The sequence below is a fragment of the Streptomyces sp. NPDC002835 genome (genome assembly GCF_053591995.1).
Genome location: NZ_JBSFUW010000014.1, coordinates 1 through 17,505, shown reverse-complemented (window position 1 = coordinate 17,505; position 17,505 = coordinate 1). Strand labels below are relative to the sequence as shown.

Genomic DNA, 17,505 nt, shown 5'->3' with positions numbered 1-17,505 from the left:
CGGACGAGTCACCAAGGGATCCACAAACCCCCTTCGGCCGTCCTGGGACAGGTCTGCAACCAGGCCGCGGTCCCGCCCGAGTGACGGCGCCACCGCGACCGAACTGCCCCTGCCCCAGTTACCCGACACAGAGGAGTGCGCGGTGACACCAGATGTGAAGCAAGACCAACGACCGCCCGAGCGCGGCGGCGAACGGGCCGGCAAGGCCGAAGAGCTCGGCAATCTCGAGGTCTGGGCACGCTCGGCCCCGATCCGGCTCGCCGGTTACGAGGAGGACCTCGCCGAACCGCACATCCTGCCGGGTATCGACTGACCAGTGCTTCACCGTGTGCCCCCTGTCGCCCCGCAGGGGGCACACCGCTGCGCCCCCGGGCCCGCGGCCGAGCGGGTCAGGACAGCCGTGTCGGCGCCAGGAACTCCCGTACGAAGGTCCGGTGCCACCGCGCCCCGGTCTCCCGCCGCTCCCGCCGGGTCGTGAACCGGTAGCGGTAGAGCCGCGCCCGTACGTACGCGGGCGGCGCGTCCGGGAACGGATTGCGCCGCAGCAGCCGGAGCGTGTCCCGGTCCCCTTCGAGCAGCCGCTCCACGAACGGCAGGAACCACGGCCGCGCGTAGGCGGGGGAGAGCGCGGCGAACCACATCATCCAGTCGAGCCGCAGATGGTACGGGGCGTACTGGCGCGGCAGCCGCCGCTCGTCGCCCGGCTTGCCCTTGAACTCGTACTCCCGCCAGACGGTGCCCTCGTCCGTGCCCTCGACCACCAGTTCCTGGCGGACCCGGCCCACCGTGCCGAAGGCGCCGTAGGAGTTCACCAGGTGCAGCGCGTCGTAGGAGCGGTTCATCGCCTGGTGCTTGGAGAACAGGTTGAGCGCCGGGCGGTAGCTGAGGACCAGCACCAGCGCGGTCACGGCCAGCACCACGACCTGGTACCAGAGCGGCGCCCGGGGCAGTGGGTGGGCGCCCGCGATCAGCGAGCCGTCGACCGCGGAGAGGGCGAGGACGATGGTCAGCCAGTTCAGCCAGGCGAAGTTGCCCGACAGGACCAGCCACAGCTGGGTCACCACGATCAGTGCCGCGGCGATACTCGCCACCGGCTGCGGGGTGAACAGCAGCACCGGTACGCCGAGTTGGACCACGTGGTTGGCCGCGGTCTCGATCCGGTGGACGGGCTTCGGCAGCAGATGGAAGAGCCGGCTCAGCGGTCCGGGCATCGGCTGGGTCTCGTGATGGAAGTACAGACAGGTCAGATCGCGCCAACACGCGTCACCGCGGAGCTTGATCAACCCCGCCCCGAACTCCACCCGGAACAGCAGCCAGCGCAGCAGCCACAGCACCAGCACCGGCGGCTCGACGTGCTCGTTGCCGAGGAAGACCGCGAGGAACCCGGTCTCCAGCAGCAGCGACTCCCATCCGAAGCCGTACCAGGTCTGCCCCACGTTGACGATCGACAGGTACAGCACCCACAGCACCGCCCACCAGGCCATCGCGGCCCCGAGCGGCAGCCGGTCGGCCGCTCCCGCGACCAGGGCCGCAGAGAGCAGGCAGCCGGTCCAGGCGACCAGCGCGAAGAAGCGGTCGGAGTAGTGCAGCCGGAACAGGGTCGGCGCGCTGCGCCGGTCCGTCCGGTGCAGGTAGTCCGGCACGGGCAGCATGCCGCGCTCGCCGATCAGCGCCTTGAACTGCAGGGCGGCGGAGAGGAAGGCGACGAGATACACGGCGGCGAGCGCCCGCTGGAAGACCAGCCGGCTCAGCCAGTAGGCGTCGTCGCCGAACCATTCCATGGCCCCCAGTATCGGCCCGCCCTCCGGGATCAGCCGGCAGCGATCCGCCGCAGCGTGTTGCCCAGCCGCCGGGCGTACCAGCGCTGCAGCACGGGCACGAGCGGTCCGCCGAGCCTGCAGTACCAGGCGGCGGGCCGGCTGAACGCGAGCACGGTGAACCACACGGAGCCGTCGTCGCGCAGATCGACGGTGAACGCCTCCTCACCCTGCTCGGGGTGGCCGGTCAGCGTGCCGTACGCGAAGCCCGTGCGGTCCTTGTCGTAGACGGTCCAGACGACCTCGCAGGGCGCGGCGACGCGCAGCGGTCCGACGCCGACGGAGACCTCGACCCGCACCCCGGCCGCGGCGCGCTCCGCGGTGGCCCGCACCCTGGCCCCCGACGCGCGGTGCATGCGCCAGGTCGTGACGGCGCCGCCCGCCGCCTCGAAGGCGGCCCGGCCGCTGCCGATCCGGGCGGTGTGGCGCAGATGGTGGTAGCCGGCCGGCAGCGGGTCGTTCCGTGTCGCGCCGACCTCGGGGTAGTCGAAGCTGCGGGTGGTGTTCCTGCGTGCGGCGCTCATACGGCACTCTCCTTCATGTTCTCGGTCCTTCTCATGTCGTGGATCCTGCGCCAGGCCAGCACCGAGCAGAGCGCGAAGCCGAGGGCGTTGCCGAGGCCGTGGGTGGCGGCCATCCAGGTCAGGTTCGGGTGGGGGAGGTCCGCGGCCTCGCCGACCGCCCAGCTCAGCGCCAGCAGCATCGTCGCCACCAGCACGGCCGCGGAGACGGCGAGCAGGGCCCGCGTCCACGGGTCGCGTTCCGCGCCGCGGACGTCGCGCCAGGTCCCCAGGGCCACGGCCCACATGCCCGCGGTCAGCACCAGCGCGCCGGCCAGCTCGGCCCAGTCGTCGACGAAGTAGCCGCCGAGGACGCCCAGTGTGCCGATGGGCACGCTGAGCGCGGCGAACCGCGCGAGCGGCCCGTCGGCCGGCCCGCAGACCAGGCCCGCGACGAGCGCGGCGGCGAAGCCGGCGAAGTGGAAGTGCGGCACGGTCAGCGCCAGGATCGGCAGCGTGAAGCCGAACAGCTCGTGACCGGCCCGCTCCGCGACCAGCGCGACACCCGCGACGGAAGGTGCGACCAGGGCCGTCAGCACCGCGATCTCCACGGGCGCGACCGAGCGGCCGGCGGCGAGCCGGCGGAGCGCGTGGGCGGCCGGCAGCAGCGTGCCGAGCGCGTAGACGACGGCCAGGGCGGTGGCTCCGCCCCCTCGCGGCAGCCAGAGCGCGACCGCACCCGGCACGGCGAAGAGCGGCCAGATCCGCCGAACGGGCGCGAGCCGTACGGGGTCCACCAGCCGCAGCCCGGCGGGGACGACGAACAGCATCCCGAGCATGACGATCAGGTTGACCAGTACGAACATGCCGCACCCCCCCAATGATTGAACGTGTTCAAACGCCTCGGCGTCGACTCTACGCACCGAACTGAACGCGTTCAAGTCGCATTCTTCATGATGACCCGTCAGAAATTGAGGGACGTCCCGGGTTGCGAAAGGCAGGAGATCTTGGTGCGCTCACCGATGCGTGGTCTGTACGCGGCGGTCGCCGCGCTGTGCGTGGGGCCGCTGGCCGCCGGCTGCGGCGGCGAGAGCAAGGCGGCGGAGCCGGAGGAGATCCTCCTCCAGTCGTCCGCGGCGCAGGGCCCCGACCCCTTCACGGCCTCGACCGCCACGCCCGGACCGCCGCCCGCGCTGCCGCGAGTCGCGAGCGCGCCCAAGAGCCCGTCCGGGGGAGGGGTGACCCTGCGCACCCTGTCGGGCGCGACACCGGGCCTGTACGCCGGCACCCAGGAGGTGGCGGCCTGCGACGTGGCACGGCAGGCCGGACTGCTGGCCGCCGAGAAGGACAAGGCCCGCGCGTTCGCCGAGGGGGCGGACATCGAGCCGTCGGGCATCGGTGCCTTCCTGCGCGGCCTCACCCCGGTCGTGCTGCGCGCCGACGTCCGCGTCACCGGCCACGGCTTCCGTGACGGCTCGGCCGTCGCCCGGCAGTCGGTCCTCCAGGCCGGCACGGCGATCCTGGTCGACCAGTACGGCGCCCCGCGCCTGCGGTGCGCCTCCGGCACGCCATTGAAGCCCCCGGTGCCGGCCGCGGCCGGGATGGTCGCCAAGGGCACCGCCTGGCCCGGCTACCGCGCCGACCGGACGCTCGTCGTCAAGCCCTCGGGGCAGCCCGTCAACAACCTGCTGCTCGTCAGCATCGTGGACAACGGCTGGATCGAGCGTCCCAGCGGCACCGAGGGCGAGGACGACTCCCGGCCGGCGGCGCAGCCGCCCGTGGACCCCGAGGAGGTCTTCGCCGACCCCGACCGCACCGAGCCGGACGGCGCCGCCGACCCCGCGGGCGTGGAGGGCGCCGAGGGTACGAACTCGGGGCCGCGGCCCTCGGAGAGCCCGGCGCAGCCGCAGCCCCCCGCCGAGCCCCCCGCCGCGCCCGCGGAGCCCGCGCCGCCGGTCGAGCCGGACCTTCCCGCCGCCCCGCAGCCCGACCTCCCCGACTTCCCCGATCTGCCCTCGGAGCCGGACCCCGCGGCCCCCGTGGTCCCCGAGCCCGCCGAGCCGGCGCTCCCCGGCGGCGCCGGTGCGGGAGCGGGTGGCGGCCCGGCCGCGCCGTCCGGTCCGGCCCCGGACGGGCCCGCCGAGGGTGACGCGTTCCGGCCCTGACCGCCGGACAGGCCCGGTACCGACCGCTCGTGAATCGCGACAAACCATGGCAGAGTGGCCCCATGGCTGATCGGGCAGCGGGTGCCCTGTCGCTTCCCGACGACTGGCCGGCGCACGCGGATCTAAGTCTCGTCCTCAACCGGATGGGCACGTTCGACTGGGACCTCACCAGCGGGCTCATGCACATGGACGGGCCCGGTCTCGAGGTGTTCGACCTGCGCCCCGAGGAGTACGACGGCCGTCCGGAGAGCCTGGCGCCACGGGTGCCCGCCGACGAGGCCGCCCGTCTCGACACCATGGTGTCCCAGGCGCTGAAGAACGGGAGCGACCACTACGGCGCCTACTTCCGCATCCGGTGCCGCGACGGACATCTGCGCTGGACCCACACCCAGGCCTGCGTACGGCGGGACGAGACCGGCCGTCCGGTGCGCATCATCGGCATCGTCAGGGACGCGACCCAGGAGCTGGCCGACTCCAGCGCCCATGTGGAGGTCGACCTCGAGCGCCGCAGGCAGACCAGCGTCGTCGAGAGCACCACCGCCGCCCTCGCCCACGCCCGCACCGTGCAGGACGTCATCGAACTGCTGAAGGACTCCCACGGCCTGGAGCACCTCGGGGCCACCAGCCTTGTCATGGGCCTCCTGGAGTCGGGCCGGATCCATCTGGTGGCGGAGGGGCCCGAAGGCTCCTTCGTCCCCGGCACCCGCTACACGCGGGTCGACGAGCAGTACCCGATGAGCGAGGTGGTGCGCACGCTCACCCCTCGCTTCATCGAGTCCAAGGCCGACTTCGCCCGGTCGTACCCGATCCTGTGGCCGCACATCAGCGGACTCGGCATCACCGCCGCCGCCTATCTGCCGCTCATCGCGCAGGCCCGCCCCATCGGCGCGCTCGGCCTGCTCTACCGCGACAAGACCGCCTTCAGCCCCGACGAGCGCAATCTGCTGGTGGCCCTCGGCAGCAGCATCGCGCAGAGCCTCCAGCGCGCCGTGCTGTACGAGCAGGAGCACGACCTCGCCGAGGGCCTGCAGCAGGCCATGCTGCCGCGCCGGATCCCCGACGTGCCGGGCGCCCAGATCGCGGTCCGCTACCGCTCCGCGCGCTTCGGCCAGGACATCGGCGGCGACTGGTACGACGTCATCCCGCTGCCCGGCGGCCGCGTCGGCGCGGTCATCGGCGACGTACAGGGGCACGACACGCACGCGGCCGCCGTCATGGGACAGCTGCGCATCGTCCTGCGGGCGTACGCGGCGGAGGGCCACCCCCCGGCCACGGTGATGGCCCGCGCCTCCGTCTTCCTGCACGAACTGGACACCGACCGGTTCGCGACGTGCATCTACGCCGAGGCGGACCTGTCCACCGGGGTGGTGCAGGTGGTCAGGGCCGGACACGTCGACCCGCTGATGCGCGACCGGGACGGCACGTGCCGCAGACTCGCGATGTCGGGCGGCCTGCCGCTCGGGCTGTCCGCGGAGTTCGGCCGGCTGGAGTACCCGGTCATCATCATCGAGCTGGACCCGGGGCAGACGCTGGTGATGTACACCGACGGCCTGGTCGAACAGCCGGGCTCCGACCTCGACGACGGCATGCGGGCCCTGTCCGAGCTGGTCCGCGAGGGCCCCCGCGACGTCCAGCGCCTCGCCGACCGGCTCTGCGAAGTGGTGGACGAACGCGGCGGTGACGACGACGTGGCGCTCCTGCTGCTGCGCCGCAAGGAGGCCTACACCGCCAAGGCCGGCGGCCGGCTCCAGCAGCACGTCGCCCAGGGCGACCCGGAGGCGCTGCGCTCCGCCCGCCACATGGTCCGCGCGGCCGTGGAGTCCTGGGGCGCCCGGTACCGGGCGGACGAGATCGAACTGGCCGCGGACGAACTGATCACCAACGCGCTGGTGCACACCGACGGCGGGGCGATCGTCACCGTACGGGTGCCGGCCGGCGGCGAATGGCGGCTGCGGGTGGAGGTCGAGGACCGCTCCAGCGCGCTGCCGCGCCGGCGTGAGGTGAGCGTGTCGGGCATCTCCGGGCGGGGCCTGATGCTGGTCGAGCGGTTGTCCGACGCCTGGGGTGTCGAGTCGCGGGGCACCGGCAAGTGCGTGTGGTGCGAGTTCCGGGTGCCGGACCGGTCCGCGCCGTGACCCGTTCTCCGCGACCGTCGTTCAGGTACGGCCGGCCTCCGCGTCCGCGGCCACCCGCCCCAGGGTGCGGCCGGTGCGCGCCGACCTGGCGCGGCGCGGCTCGGGCGCGTCGTGCGAGGAGGCGTGCCGGTCCTGCTTCTTCACCAGCAGCCAGGTCTCCCGCTCGCCGTACCGGCCGCCGCGGGTGCGGGTGAGCGCGTAGCCGCCGTGCAGCTTCGCGCCGTCGAGCCAGAACGAGGCGTGCCCGTTCTCCAGTGCCTCGGCGAACGGGATCTCGTGACCGCGCCGGTCGGTGGCGAGGCTGCGGTAGGTGCCCTCGTCCCAGATGATGACGGCCCCGGCGCCGTACTCGCCCGGTGCGATGACCCCTTCGTAGTCCGCGTACTCCAGGGGATGGTCCTCGGTCGGCATGGCCAGCCGCTTCGCGCCCGGATCGGCGGACGGCCCCTTGGGCACCGCCCAGCTCTTGAGGACGCCGTCGACCTCGAGGCGGAAGTCGAAGTGCATGGTGCTCGCGTCGTGGATCTGCACCACGAACGAGCTGGTCTCGGCGTCGCGGGGCCCGCCGTCGCCCGAGGGCTCCGTGGTCCGGTGGAAGTCGCGCTTGCGGCGGTACTCCGCCAGGGCGTCGCGAGCGGGCATGGAGACCTCCTTGGGTGCGGCCCGTACGGATCGGCTGCGGCCCGTGCGGATCGCGGGTACCCGGCCGGCCGGCTCTCAAGCGTCCCCAGAGATCGGACAAATGGTCGGCCGGAAAGCGCAGTTCCCGCTCCCCAGGTGTTGACGGGTTCGAAGTGCTCCGATGAATATGCAGGGACGGACGTCCGGATCCAGGGCGAGGGGGCAGCAGCCGGATGCGACGCACCAGGCTCGGGCACAGCGCCGTCGAGATCACCGAACTGTCCTTCGGGGCGGCCGGCATCGGAAACCTCTACGCACCCATGGGCCACGACGCCGCGCTGGCCGCGGTCGACGCCGCCTGGGAGGCGGGCATCCGCGCCTTCGACACCGCACCCCACTACGGACTCGGCCTCTCCGAGCGCAGACTCGGCGAGGCGCTGCGCGGCAGGCCGCGCGAGGCGTACACCCTCTCCACCAAGGTGGGCCGGCTGCTCGAACCCTGCCCTGCCGACGGCGACGACCTCGCCCACGGCTTCGCCGTGCCCGCCGACCACCGGCGGATCTGGGACTTCAGCGCCGACGGCGTACGCCGCTCCATCGAGGCGAGCCTGCTGCGGCTGGGCCTGGACCGTATCGACGTCGTCCACCTCCACGACCCGGACGACCACGAGGAGACCGCGCTGCGCCACGCCTGTCCAGCGCTGGAAGCGCTGCGCGCCGAGGGAGTCGTCGGGGCCATCGGCGCGGGCATGAACCAGGCGGCGATGCTCGCCCGGTTCGTACGCGACACCGACATCGACGTGGTGCTGTGCGCCGGCCGCTGCACCCTGCTCGACCAGAGCGCGCTCGCCGAACTGCTGCCGGTGGCCGCCGCGCGCGGCAGGAGCGTCGTCGTCGGCGGCGTGTTCAACTCCGGCCTGCTCGCCGATCCCCGGCCCGGCGCCCGCTACGACTACGCCACCGCGCCACCGTCTCTCGTCGAACGCGCCCTGCGCATGAAGGCCGTCGCCGAACGCCACGGCGTCCCGCTGCGCGCCGCCGCCCTGCACTACCCCCTCGGCCGTCCGGCCGTGGCGGGCGTCGTCGCCGGCGGGCGGTCCGCCGCCGAGGTGCGGGACACGGCCGCCCTGCTCGCCGTGCCCGTACCGCCCGCGCTCTACGACGAGCTGCGCGCCGAGGGACTGCTGCGGGACACACCCCCGCCGGGCCTGGCGGACCGGTGACCGTCGTCGACGCCCACCACCATGTGTGGGACCTGTCCGTACGGGACCAGGAATGGCTCAACGGCCCCGGCACGGCCGCCATCCGGCGCAGCTTCGGCATCGAGGACCTGGCGCCGCGGGCCCGGGCCGCCGGTGTGCACGCCACCGTCCTCGTCCAGACCGTGTGTGCCGCGCAGGAGACCCCGGAGCTCCTCGCCCTCGCCGCGGCCGGCGGCCTCGTCGCCGGCGTCGTCGGATGGACCGACCTCACCGCCCCCGGTGTCGCCGACGCCCTCGCCGCCCTCCGCGAACTCCCCGGCGGGCGGCGGCTCGTCGGCATCCGCCACCAGGTCCAGAGCGAACCGGACCCCCGCTGGCTGCTGCGCCCCGACGTGCTGCGCGGCCTCGCGGCCGTCGCGGACGCCGGGCTCGCCCACGACCTCGTGGTCCTGCCGCACCAGCTGCCCGCCGCCGTGGAGGCGGCCGCCCGGCTGCCGGGACTCACGTTCGTCCTCGACCACCTCGGCAAACCGCCCGTCGCCTCCGGTCGGCTCGAGCCCTGGCGCGGCGCGCTGCGGAGCCTGGCCGCGCTGCCGAACACCGTCTGCAAACTCTCCGGACTAATGACGGAGGCCGACCCGTCCGTGTGGACCGTCGAGGACCTGCGGCCCTATGCGGACACCGCGCTGGACGCCTTCGGCCCGGACCGGCTGATGTTCGGCTCCGACTGGCCCGTGTGTCTGCTCGCCGCCGGTTACGAGGAGGTCCTCGACGGCGCCCGCACACTGACCGGACACCTCGGCGAGGCGGAGCGGCGCGCGGTCTTCGGCGGCACGGCGGCGCGTGTGTACGGGCTCTGACGTACGGGCTCCGCATTCACGCGCTCCGCATTCACGGGTTCCGCGCGACTCGGCGCGCGACCGGCCGTCCGCTGCGGCAGGGTGGAGGCATGCCCGAACTGCCCGAGGTCGAGGCGCTGCGCGAATTCCTCGGCACCCATCTGGTGGGCCGCCGCATCGCCCGCGTGCTGCCGGTGGCCGTCAGCGTGCTCAAGACGTACGACCCGCCGATCTCCGCCGTGGAAGGCGCGCAGGTCACCGCCGTGGACCGGCACGGCAAGTGGCTCGACGTCACCGCGGGCGGCCTCCACCTGGTGATCCACCTGGCCCGCGCCGGCTGGCTCCGGTGGCAGGACGAGATCCCCGCCGCGCCGCCCCGGCCCGGCAAGGGCCCGCTGGCGCTGCGGACCGTGCTGGCGGAGGGCGGCGGCTTCGACCTGACCGAGGCCGGTACGACCAAGCGCCTCGCCGTGCACCTCGTGCGCGACCCGGCCGAGGTGCCCGGGGTGGCGGCGCTGGGGCCCGACCCGCTCGCCGACGACTTCGACCGCGCCGCGTTCGCCCGCGTGCTGGCCGGTGAACGGCGACAGCTCAAGGGAGCGCTGCGCGACCAGCGCCTGATCGCCGGGATCGGGAACGCGTACAGCGACGAGATCCTCCACGCGGCGAAGATGTCCCCCTTCAAACCGGTGCAGAACCTGGACGACGCCGAGCGCGACGCGCTGTACGAGGCGCTCCGGACGACGCTCGGCGAGGCCGTCGAACACTCCCGGGGCGTGGCGGCCGGCCGCCTCAAGTCGGAGAAGAAGAGCCGGCTGCGCGTCCACGGCCGCACCGGCGAGCCCTGCCCCGTCTGCGGGGACACCGTGCGCGAGGTGTCCTTCAGCGACTCGTCCCTGCAGTACTGCCCGGCCTGCCAGACCGGTGGCAAGCCGCTCGCCGACCGCAGGCTCTCCCGCCTCCTCAAGTGAGGTTTGCCCGAGTGAGGCCGGCGCGGGCGGTCGCTGGGGTCACGCGGTCCGGGCCGTCAGCCGCCGATCGACAGCAGCCGCTCGCCCTGGTCCGAGCGGACCTCCCAGCGGCCGATCTCGCCCGGGTGCAGCCCGGTGCTCGCCTCCAGGTCCAGCGGGCCCTCCCCGCCGGGCTCCTTCTGGACGCCGTAACCGCCCTTCGGCACCCACCAGCTGAGCACCGGGTGCTCCACCCCGTCCTTGCCGATCGCAATGAGCCGGCAGGTGCGCGGACCGGCCAGTCCGCTCAGCCGCATCGCGACCGACGTACCCCAGTCGCGGTCCTCCAGCGCCACCGACGCGGTCACCCCCGAGACGGGGTCCGAGGCGACGACCCGGGGCGGCGCGGGCTCCTGCGCGGCGTCCCGGACGGTGACCACGGCGACGGGCAGGGCGACGATCAGCGCGGCGGCCACGGCCACCAGCCGGAAGCGCCGCCTGCGGTCCCGCCGCCGCTGCAGCACGACGGCGCCGGTCAGACGTTCGAGCAGCTGCGGCCCGGGGCGGGCGTCGATCCGGCCCGGGCCGGCGAGCTCGGACAGCGCGGTCGCGACGCCGGCGAAGTCGGACAGCCCCACGGCACACGCGGCGCAACCGGCGAGATGCTCCTCGAACCGATGGGCGTCGGCCGGTTCCAGGATGCCCAGCGCATACGCGGCCACATCCTGGTGCGGCTGCTGCCGGCTCATGGGCGGTCCTCGTTTCCTCAAGGTGTTACGGGCGGTCACCCTGGAATACGCAGCGGGAAGGCGCTCTGCTCAACCCGCCGCGGACACGGCCGCAATCGCAAAGCGGACCGCCCGTGGCCGAGACTCGGCGGCGGACCTAGACTCCGCCCCATGCTGCGCGTACTGGCTGTCGACGACGAGAAACCGGCGCTCGAGGAACTGCTCTACCTCCTGCGTGCCGACTCACGGATCCGCAGCGCTGAGGGCGCCACCGACGCCACGGAGGCGCTGCGCCGCATCGGCCGCGCCCTGGAGGGCGGGCCGGACGGCGAGGACGACATCGACGTCGTGTTCCTCGACATCCACATGGCCGGGCTGACCGGGCTGGACGTCGCCCGGCTCCTCGCCGGATTCGCCAGGCCGCCCCTGATCGTCTTCGTCACGGCGCACGAGGGGTTCGCGGTCCAGGCCTTCGACCTCAAGGCCGTCGACTACGTGCTCAAGCCCGTGCGCCGGGAGCGGCTCGCCGAAGCGGTGCGCAGGGTCAGCGACCTGGTCTTCACCCTGCGCGAACCGCAGCGCCCCGACCAGCCCGCGCCCGCCCAGGAGGCCCCGGAGGCCGCGCAGCAGGCCGCGGGCGGGGGACCGGAGCAGATACCCGTCGAACTCGGCGGGGTCACCCGCTTCGTGCCGGTCGACGACATCACCTACGTCGAGGCGCAGGGCGACTACGCCCGGCTGCACACCCCCGCGGGCAGCCATCTGGTCCGCATCCCGCTGTCCGCCCTCGAGGAGCGCTGGGCGTCGCGCGGGTTCGTCCGTATCCACCGCAGTCACCTGGTGGCCCTCGGCCGCATCGACGAACTGCGGCTGGACGCCGGCGCGACGACCGTACGGGTCGGCGGCGCCGAGCTCGCGGTCAGCCGGCGTCACGCGCGCCAGCTCCGTGACCTGCTGCTGCGGCACGCCAGAGGCTGACGGACCGTTCGGCGATCAGCAGCGGCCGTTCGTCGCGCGGGACCGGCCGTACGGCGACGTGGCCGCGGACCGATGCCATGACCGCGCCCGCCCGCCCCTAACCTTGATCACGCCGGGAAGAAGGGGCCTGATGCGCGACATCGACGCACTGCTGGACGAGCTCCGCGGCGTTCCGCACACCTGCCCGGCCGACGTCCACGATCTCCAGGAGCTCCTCGCCACCGTGCGCAGCGCCGCGGGACGGTGGGCCGACGTGCTGGACGAGATCCGCCAGTCGGCACAGGGGATCGCCGGACCACGTGCGGAAGCGGCCCTCGAAGTCGCCTTCCGGCGGGCCGAGGAGTCCTACGTGGAGCTGGAGATCGCGCTGCGGGACTGCGCCGGTGACACCGGCCGCTGAGCCGCGGCCCGGCGGGCCGGGCCCGCCGCTCAGGAGGGCCCCGCTCGTCTCTACCGCCCACAACCGCTCGTGCGTAGACTCCAGCACCTCCCCGAGTTCGCCGATACAGACGCTGGAGCGGACGACGATGTCTGCAGAGCAATCCCCACGCCGCGAGGTGGTCACCGGTGTGCCGCGCGGCGCCCGCCGTCCGCCCGGCCACGCGCCCGCCCGCTCCGAGATCAGCGAGCAGACGACCCTCGGCGCCACGTACGTCCGCTCCCTGATGCGCAGTCAGCTACGGGCCGCCCTGTACGCGCTCGGCACGCTCGCCCTCCTCGTCGGCTCGCTGCCGCTGCTGTTCGCCCTGCCGTCCGCCCTCGGAGGTTCGCCCGCGTCGCCGGAGCCGTTCGTCTGGGCCGTGCTCGGCGTGGCCGTCTACCCCGTGATGTGGCTGATCGCCCGCTGGTACGTGCACCGGGCCGAGCGCAACGAACGCGACTTCACCAGGCTTGTCGAGGGCCGCTGACGGTGCCCGCGGGAGTAACCACGTGAACCAGACCTACGCGGTGGCCGCCGTCACCGCCGTGGTGCTCGCCACTGTGCTCGTCGGCGCGCTCGGCCTGCGCATATCCCGCACCACCTCCGACTTCTACGTCGCCTCCCGCACCGTCAAGCCCGCCCTCAACGCGGCCGCCATCAGCGGCGAGTACCTCTCCGCCGCGTCCTTCCTCGGCATCACCGGGCTGGTGCTCCTCCAGGGCCCGGACCTGCTCTGGTACCCGGTCGGGTACACGGCCGGCTATCTGGTCCTTCTCGTATTCGTCGCCGCCCCGCTGCGCCGCTCGGGGGCGTACACGCTCTCCGACTTCGCGGACGCCCGCCTCGAATCGGCGCAGGTGCGCAGGCTCGCGAGTCTCTTCGTCGTCGGCATCGGCTGGCTGTATCTGCTGCCGCAGCTCCAGGGCGCGGGCCTGACCCTGGAAATCCTTACCGGCGCGCCGGACTGGGTCGGCAGCGTCGTCGTGGCCGTCGTCGTCACCGGGGCCGTCGCCGCCGGCGGGATGCGCAGCATCACCTTCGTCCAGGCCTTCCAGTACTGGCTGAAGCTCACCGCCCTGCTCGTCCCGGCACTGTTCCTGGTCGCGGCCTGGGTCGGCGACGACGCCCCGCGCGCCCGGTTCGACGCGCCCGCCGTCTTCCAGGAACACACCGCCGTCCGCTTCGACGACACCGTCCGTGTCGACGTCGAGGTGCCGCTGAGCCTCACCGTCTCCGGAACGGTCGACGGCGCGCGGCACGAGCGGAGCCCCGTCACCCTGAGCGAGGGCACGCACCGGATCGAGGCGGGCACGACGTTGCGCTTCCCCGAGGGCGCGGAGGTCCCCCGGCGGAGCAGCGAGGGCACCGGCCCGTACGGCTGGTCGGAGCCGCTGTCCGGCGACCGGGACGGCCACCAGCTCTACGCGACCTACGGGCTGATCCTCGCCACCTTCCTCGGCACCATGGGCCTGCCCCATGTCGCCGTCCGCTTCTACACCAGTCCCAACGGCCGCGCCGCCCGCCGCACCACCCTGGTCGTGCTCGGACTGATCGGCGCCTTCTATCTGCTCCCGCCGGTCTACGGCGCGCTGGGCCGCATCTACGCGCCCGAACTGGCACTCACCGGCGCCGCCGACGCGGCCGTGCTGGTGCTGCCGGACCGGGTCATCGGCGGGCTCGCCGGGGAACTGCTCGGCGCGCTGCTCGCCGGCGGCGCGTTCGCCGCCTTCCTGTCCACCGCCTCCGGCCTCACGATGTCCGTGGCCGGAGTGCTCACCCAGGACGTGCTGCCCTCGCGCGGTGTACGGCACTTCCGCCTCGCGACCCTGTTCGCGATGGCCGCGCCGCTCGCGCTGAGCGTGCTGGCGACGAAGGTCCCGGTCGCCGACGCGGTCGGCCTCGCCTTCGCCGTCTCCGCCTCCTCGTTCTGCCCGCTGCTGATCCTCGGCATCTGGTGGCGCGGGCTCACCCCGCCCGGCGCGGCGGCCGGTCTCGTCGTCGGCGGCGGAGCGGCCCTGACCGCGGTGATGGCCACCCGCACCGGCCTGGCACCGGGAGGCTGGACGCACACGCTGTTGGCCTGGCCCGCCGTCTGGTCGGTGCCGCTCGGCTTCCTGACCATGATCGGGGTGTCCCTGGCCACCCCGCGCCACATACCGGCCGGCGCCGCCGCGACGCTGGCCCGGCTTCATCTCCCGGAGGGCCTGGTGGGCCGGCCGCAGCGCGAAGGAGCACCACGATGACCGGGACCGAGTGGGCCGCACTGGCCGCGGCGGGGCTCCTGCTGCTGGCCCTCGGCACGGTGATCGGCCGGCTGACCGCCGGCCGCGGCGGCGACCGGGACCTCGACCTCGGCACGCCCGTCGAGCGTGCGACCTTCCACACCCTGCACACCGCGTCCCTCGCCGCGCCGCCGCTGCGGGCGGGCCTCACGGAGGACACGGCGCGCAAGGCCGCCCGGCGGCTGCGCCCGCTGCTCGGGACGGAGACCCTCTGCCTCACGGACCGCGACGGGGTGCTCGCCTGGGACGGGCCCGGCGCCGACCGCCACCGGCAGCAGGTCATGGAGCTGGTGGCGGAGGTGCTCGACTCCGGGCGCAGCCGCAGCGTCCATGCCGAGTGCGACGAGCTGGACTGCCCGCTGCGCTGGGTCGTCATCGCACCGCTGACCGGCGAGGAAGGGGTGCTGGGCGCCTTGGTCGCGTACGGCTCCCGGGAGTCGGCCGTACTGGTGCGGGCGGCCACCGAGGTGGCACGCTGGGTCTCCGTACAACTGGAACTGGCCGAGCTGGACCGCTCCCGCACCCGCCTGATCGAGGCGGAGATCCGCGCCCTGCGGGCGCAGATCTCCCCCCACTTCATCTTCAACTCGCTGGCCGCGATCGCGTCCTTCGTCCGCACCGATCCGGAGCGGGCCCGCGAACTGCTGCTGGAGTTCGCCGACTTCACGCGCTACTCGTTCCGCCGGCACGGCGAGTTCACCCAGCTCGCCGACGAACTGCGCTCCATCGAGCAGTATCTGGCCCTCGCCGGGGCCCGCTTCGGCGACCGGCTCAAGGTCACCCTCCAGGTCGCCCCCGAGGTCCTGCCGGTCACGCTGCCGTTCCTGTGCCTCCAGCCCCTGGTCGAGAACGCCGTCAAGCACGGCCTCGAGGACTCCAGGAACGCCTGCCGCGTCACGATCTCCGCCCAGGACGCGGGCGCGGAGGCGATGGTGACCGTCGAGGACGACGGCGTGGGCATGGACCCGGACACCCTGCGCGCCATCCTCGCCGGGGAGCGCACCACCTCGTCGGGCATCGGCCTGAGCAACGTCGACGAGCGGCTGCGCCAGGTGTACGGGGACGACTACGGCCTGGTCATCGAGACCGCCGTCGGCGCCGGGATGAAGATCACCGTCCGGATACCCAAGTACCGGGCGGGCGTCCACTCCTCGGCGGGCCCGCGTGCCCTGACCTGACCCCGCCGGCCGCAGCGGGGGGACGGTTCACCACAGACGGATCGCCAGATGCCCGAGCGGCAGCCCGAGCTCCCAGGCGGGCATCCACACCTGCACGGCCTCGTCGGGCGGGGTCTCCGCCGGACGGGAGGTGTGCCACGGCTCGAGGCCCCCGAGGTCGGTGGCGAGCAGTTCGGTCTCGCGCAGCAGACGCCAGGCGTCGACCGCGAGCGCCAGGTCGGGGTCCTCACCGCCGTGCCGCTCCCGTGCCCTGCGGGCCGCGAGCCGTTCCCGCACCCACTGCGGCCAGGGGTGCCCGTACGAGGTAACGGCCAGCCAGTCGTCGGCACACGCCGTGGGTGACGTCCCGGAGAGCGGGTCGGCGCCGTCGCACAGATGGATGGTGAGGGCGAGCGCCTGCCGGCCGGCCCGGAACTCGAGGGAGGCCGGATCCACCAGCGCGGCGGTGCGCATCATCTCGTCCGCGGTGTATTCGGCGCACAGCCACGCCATGGGGACGGCGATGCCGCCTCCGCTGGTGCCGTTCGTACTTCCCGGCCGCATGTCTCCTCACCCTCTCCCGTGGGACTGGGTTCGCCTCTCCACGACGAGCCTCCACCGACAGACACGGTGGGGAAGGCCGGTTTACTCAACTCGCGCGTGACGTTTCGCATACGGCGGTCCGGCACCCGCTACCGGTGGGGGAGGCGGCCATCACCGTGGCCGCCGGGGCGGAGGGGGCGGTGCGCCTGCTGTACCCCGGCAGACAGCGGGCGAGGGCGCGCAGCGCGTAGTGCGAACGGGACTTGACCGTGCCCGGCGGAATGCCGAGGGCCTGCGCGGCCTCGTTGACGCTCATCCCGTGGAAGTAGATCCGGACGAGAACGGCGCGGTGCTCCGGGCTGAGCGAGCCGACCGCGGCCCGCACGTCGAGGGCGGCCACCGCGCTCTCGGTGACGTCGGCCGGGTCGGGCGTGATGGCCAGCACCCCGTCGCCTATCTCGGTGGGCCGGGCCATCCGGGAGCGCCGGGCGTCGATGGCGAGCCGGCGCCCCACGGTGAACAGCCAGGGGCGCATGGAGTCGTACGGGGCGTCGAAGGCCTCGGGGTGCTGCCAGGCCCTGACCAGTGTTTCCTGCAGCAGGTCCTCGGCGCGCTGCTGGTCACCGTAGGTAAGGCCCAGCAGGAAGCTCAGCAGCGCGGGGCCGTGCTCCCGCTGCAGATCTGCCAATGCCTGCTCGTCGGTCGTCGCGGTCGCGGTCGCCATCGCCTGCACCCTTCTCCGTAGAAGTCCCCTGACACGTGGCGTATACGAACGCATCCCGGCGCGCTGCGACAGACGGTGCGCCGCGATCTGTCGGCGAACGGTCGCACCGAGCGGCGAATGGTGCGGTGAGCGGTCGACCGGGCCGCCGGAGCCGGGGGGAAGCGCGGGTCCGTTGCAGCGACCGTGTGGGCCGTGTCGCTTGACTCGGTGCACCCTCCCCTGTGGATTCGGTTCATCCGATATTCCGTTAATCACACAAATAGGAGGGTGGTCGGCGATGCCACACGCGCGACCCGCACCACGGGCCACGGCGGCCGTCTGCGCCGTCCTGCTCGCAGGAGCCGCGGGGGGTTGGCGGGGGCGGACGAGGTGGGTGGGGGGGGGGAGGTCGGCGGCGGGCCCCGAGGACGGCCGCCCACGCCAGGGGGGGGCGGGGGGTGGCT

The 17,505-nt window shown here is 73.6% G+C and carries 18 protein-coding genes; 11 read left to right on the top strand and 7 right to left on the bottom strand.

The annotated features are described in order from the left end of the window. The first annotated feature begins 142 nt into the window (after positions 1 to 142). Entirely contained in the window at positions 143 to 313 is a 171-nt protein-coding gene (locus ACWD01_RS17360; RefSeq protein WP_356891048.1) for a hypothetical protein, read from the top strand. A 76-nt stretch (positions 314 to 389) separates the two neighbouring features. On the opposite strand, the gene ACWD01_RS17355 is transcribed toward ACWD01_RS17360, so the two are convergent. Genes ACWD01_RS17355 through ACWD01_RS17345 form a run of 3 tightly spaced genes read right to left on the bottom strand, consistent with a single transcriptional unit; the run spans position 390 to position 3,183 of the window. Continuing rightward, on the bottom strand, positions 390 to 1,781 hold the full coding sequence (locus ACWD01_RS17355; RefSeq protein WP_451162606.1) for a lipase maturation factor family protein: 1,392 nt from the start codon (positions 1,779 to 1,781) through the stop codon (positions 390 to 392). Positions 1,782 to 1,810: 29 nt separating this feature from the next. Beyond that, entirely contained in the window at positions 1,811 to 2,341 is a 531-nt protein-coding gene (locus tag ACWD01_RS17350) for a DUF1990 family protein (RefSeq protein WP_451162604.1), read from the bottom strand. Then, a complete protein-coding gene (locus ACWD01_RS17345) occupies positions 2,338 to 3,183 on the bottom strand; it encodes a YndJ family protein (RefSeq protein ID WP_451162602.1) in 846 nt (281 codons plus the stop codon). The genes ACWD01_RS17350 and ACWD01_RS17345 overlap by 4 nt, the downstream gene beginning before the upstream one ends. A gap of 144 nt (positions 3,184 to 3,327) precedes the next feature. Between ACWD01_RS17345 and ACWD01_RS17340 the strand changes: the two genes are divergently transcribed. Together ACWD01_RS17340 and ACWD01_RS17335 are read left to right on the top strand one after the other, a co-directional pair. Beyond that, complete coding sequence (locus ACWD01_RS17340) at positions 3,328 to 4,482, top strand: DUF6777 domain-containing protein (RefSeq protein WP_451162600.1); 1,155 nt, start codon at positions 3,328 to 3,330, stop codon at positions 4,480 to 4,482. A 62-nt stretch (positions 4,483 to 4,544) separates the two neighbouring features. Next, complete coding sequence (locus ACWD01_RS17335; protein ID WP_451162598.1) at positions 4,545 to 6,617, top strand: SpoIIE family protein phosphatase; 2,073 nt, start codon at positions 4,545 to 4,547, stop codon at positions 6,615 to 6,617. 21 nt (positions 6,618 to 6,638) lie between these two features. Here ACWD01_RS17335 and ACWD01_RS17330 read toward each other — a convergent pair whose 3' ends face one another. After that, complete coding sequence (locus ACWD01_RS17330) at positions 6,639 to 7,259, bottom strand: DNA polymerase ligase N-terminal domain-containing protein (RefSeq protein WP_451162596.1); 621 nt, start codon at positions 7,257 to 7,259, stop codon at positions 6,639 to 6,641. Positions 7,260 to 7,471: 212 nt separating this feature from the next. On the opposite strand from ACWD01_RS17330, the gene ACWD01_RS17325 reads away from it, so the two are divergent. From ACWD01_RS17325 to ACWD01_RS17315, 3 genes are all read left to right on the top strand, one after another. Beyond that, a complete protein-coding gene (locus tag ACWD01_RS17325) occupies positions 7,472 to 8,461 on the top strand; it encodes an aldo/keto reductase (protein ID WP_451162594.1) in 990 nt (329 codons plus the stop codon). Further along, on the top strand, positions 8,458 to 9,300 hold the full coding sequence (locus ACWD01_RS17320; protein ID WP_451162592.1) for an amidohydrolase family protein: 843 nt from the start codon (positions 8,458 to 8,460) through the stop codon (positions 9,298 to 9,300). Before ACWD01_RS17325 ends, ACWD01_RS17320 begins: the two co-directional genes overlap by 4 nt. Before the next feature lie 89 nt (positions 9,301 to 9,389). Continuing rightward, entirely contained in the window at positions 9,390 to 10,250 is an 861-nt protein-coding gene (locus ACWD01_RS17315) for an Fpg/Nei family DNA glycosylase (RefSeq protein WP_451162590.1), read from the top strand. Between the two features lie 56 nt (positions 10,251 to 10,306). On the opposite strand, the gene ACWD01_RS17310 is transcribed toward ACWD01_RS17315, so the two are convergent. Next, positions 10,307 to 10,978: an anti-sigma factor family protein gene (locus ACWD01_RS17310; RefSeq protein ID WP_451162588.1), complete on the bottom strand. Its 672-nt coding sequence runs from the start codon at positions 10,976 to 10,978 to the stop codon at positions 10,307 to 10,309. 150 nt (positions 10,979 to 11,128) lie between these two features. Between ACWD01_RS17310 and ACWD01_RS17305 the strand changes: the two genes are divergently transcribed. From ACWD01_RS17305 to ACWD01_RS17285, 5 genes are all read left to right on the top strand, one after another. Then, positions 11,129 to 11,935 (top strand): LytR/AlgR family response regulator transcription factor, encoded by an 807-nt coding sequence (locus ACWD01_RS17305; RefSeq protein WP_451162586.1) that lies wholly within the window; start codon positions 11,129 to 11,131, stop codon positions 11,933 to 11,935. 130 nt (positions 11,936 to 12,065) lie between these two features. Beyond that, positions 12,066 to 12,335: a hypothetical protein gene (locus ACWD01_RS17300; RefSeq protein WP_451162584.1), complete on the top strand. Its 270-nt coding sequence runs from the start codon at positions 12,066 to 12,068 to the stop codon at positions 12,333 to 12,335. Positions 12,336 to 12,462: 127 nt separating this feature from the next. Next, positions 12,463 to 12,843: a hypothetical protein gene (locus ACWD01_RS17295; RefSeq protein WP_451162582.1), complete on the top strand. Its 381-nt coding sequence runs from the start codon at positions 12,463 to 12,465 to the stop codon at positions 12,841 to 12,843. Between the two features lie 22 nt (positions 12,844 to 12,865). Continuing rightward, entirely contained in the window at positions 12,866 to 14,599 is a 1,734-nt protein-coding gene (locus tag ACWD01_RS17290; protein WP_451162580.1) for a sodium/solute symporter, read from the top strand. Further along, complete coding sequence (locus ACWD01_RS17285) at positions 14,596 to 15,816, top strand: sensor histidine kinase (RefSeq protein WP_451162578.1); 1,221 nt, start codon at positions 14,596 to 14,598, stop codon at positions 15,814 to 15,816. The genes ACWD01_RS17290 and ACWD01_RS17285 overlap by 4 nt, the downstream gene beginning before the upstream one ends. A 27-nt stretch (positions 15,817 to 15,843) precedes the next feature. Here ACWD01_RS17285 and ACWD01_RS17280 read toward each other — a convergent pair whose 3' ends face one another. Both ACWD01_RS17280 and ACWD01_RS17275 read right to left on the bottom strand, forming a co-directional pair. Next, on the bottom strand, positions 15,844 to 16,359 hold the full coding sequence (locus tag ACWD01_RS17280; RefSeq protein WP_451162576.1) for a hypothetical protein: 516 nt from the start codon (positions 16,357 to 16,359) through the stop codon (positions 15,844 to 15,846). Between the two features lie 85 nt (positions 16,360 to 16,444). Then, on the bottom strand, positions 16,445 to 17,062 hold the full coding sequence (locus tag ACWD01_RS17275; RefSeq protein ID WP_451162574.1) for a sigma-70 family RNA polymerase sigma factor: 618 nt from the start codon (positions 17,060 to 17,062) through the stop codon (positions 16,445 to 16,447). Positions 17,063 to 17,505: the final 443 nt, after the last annotated feature.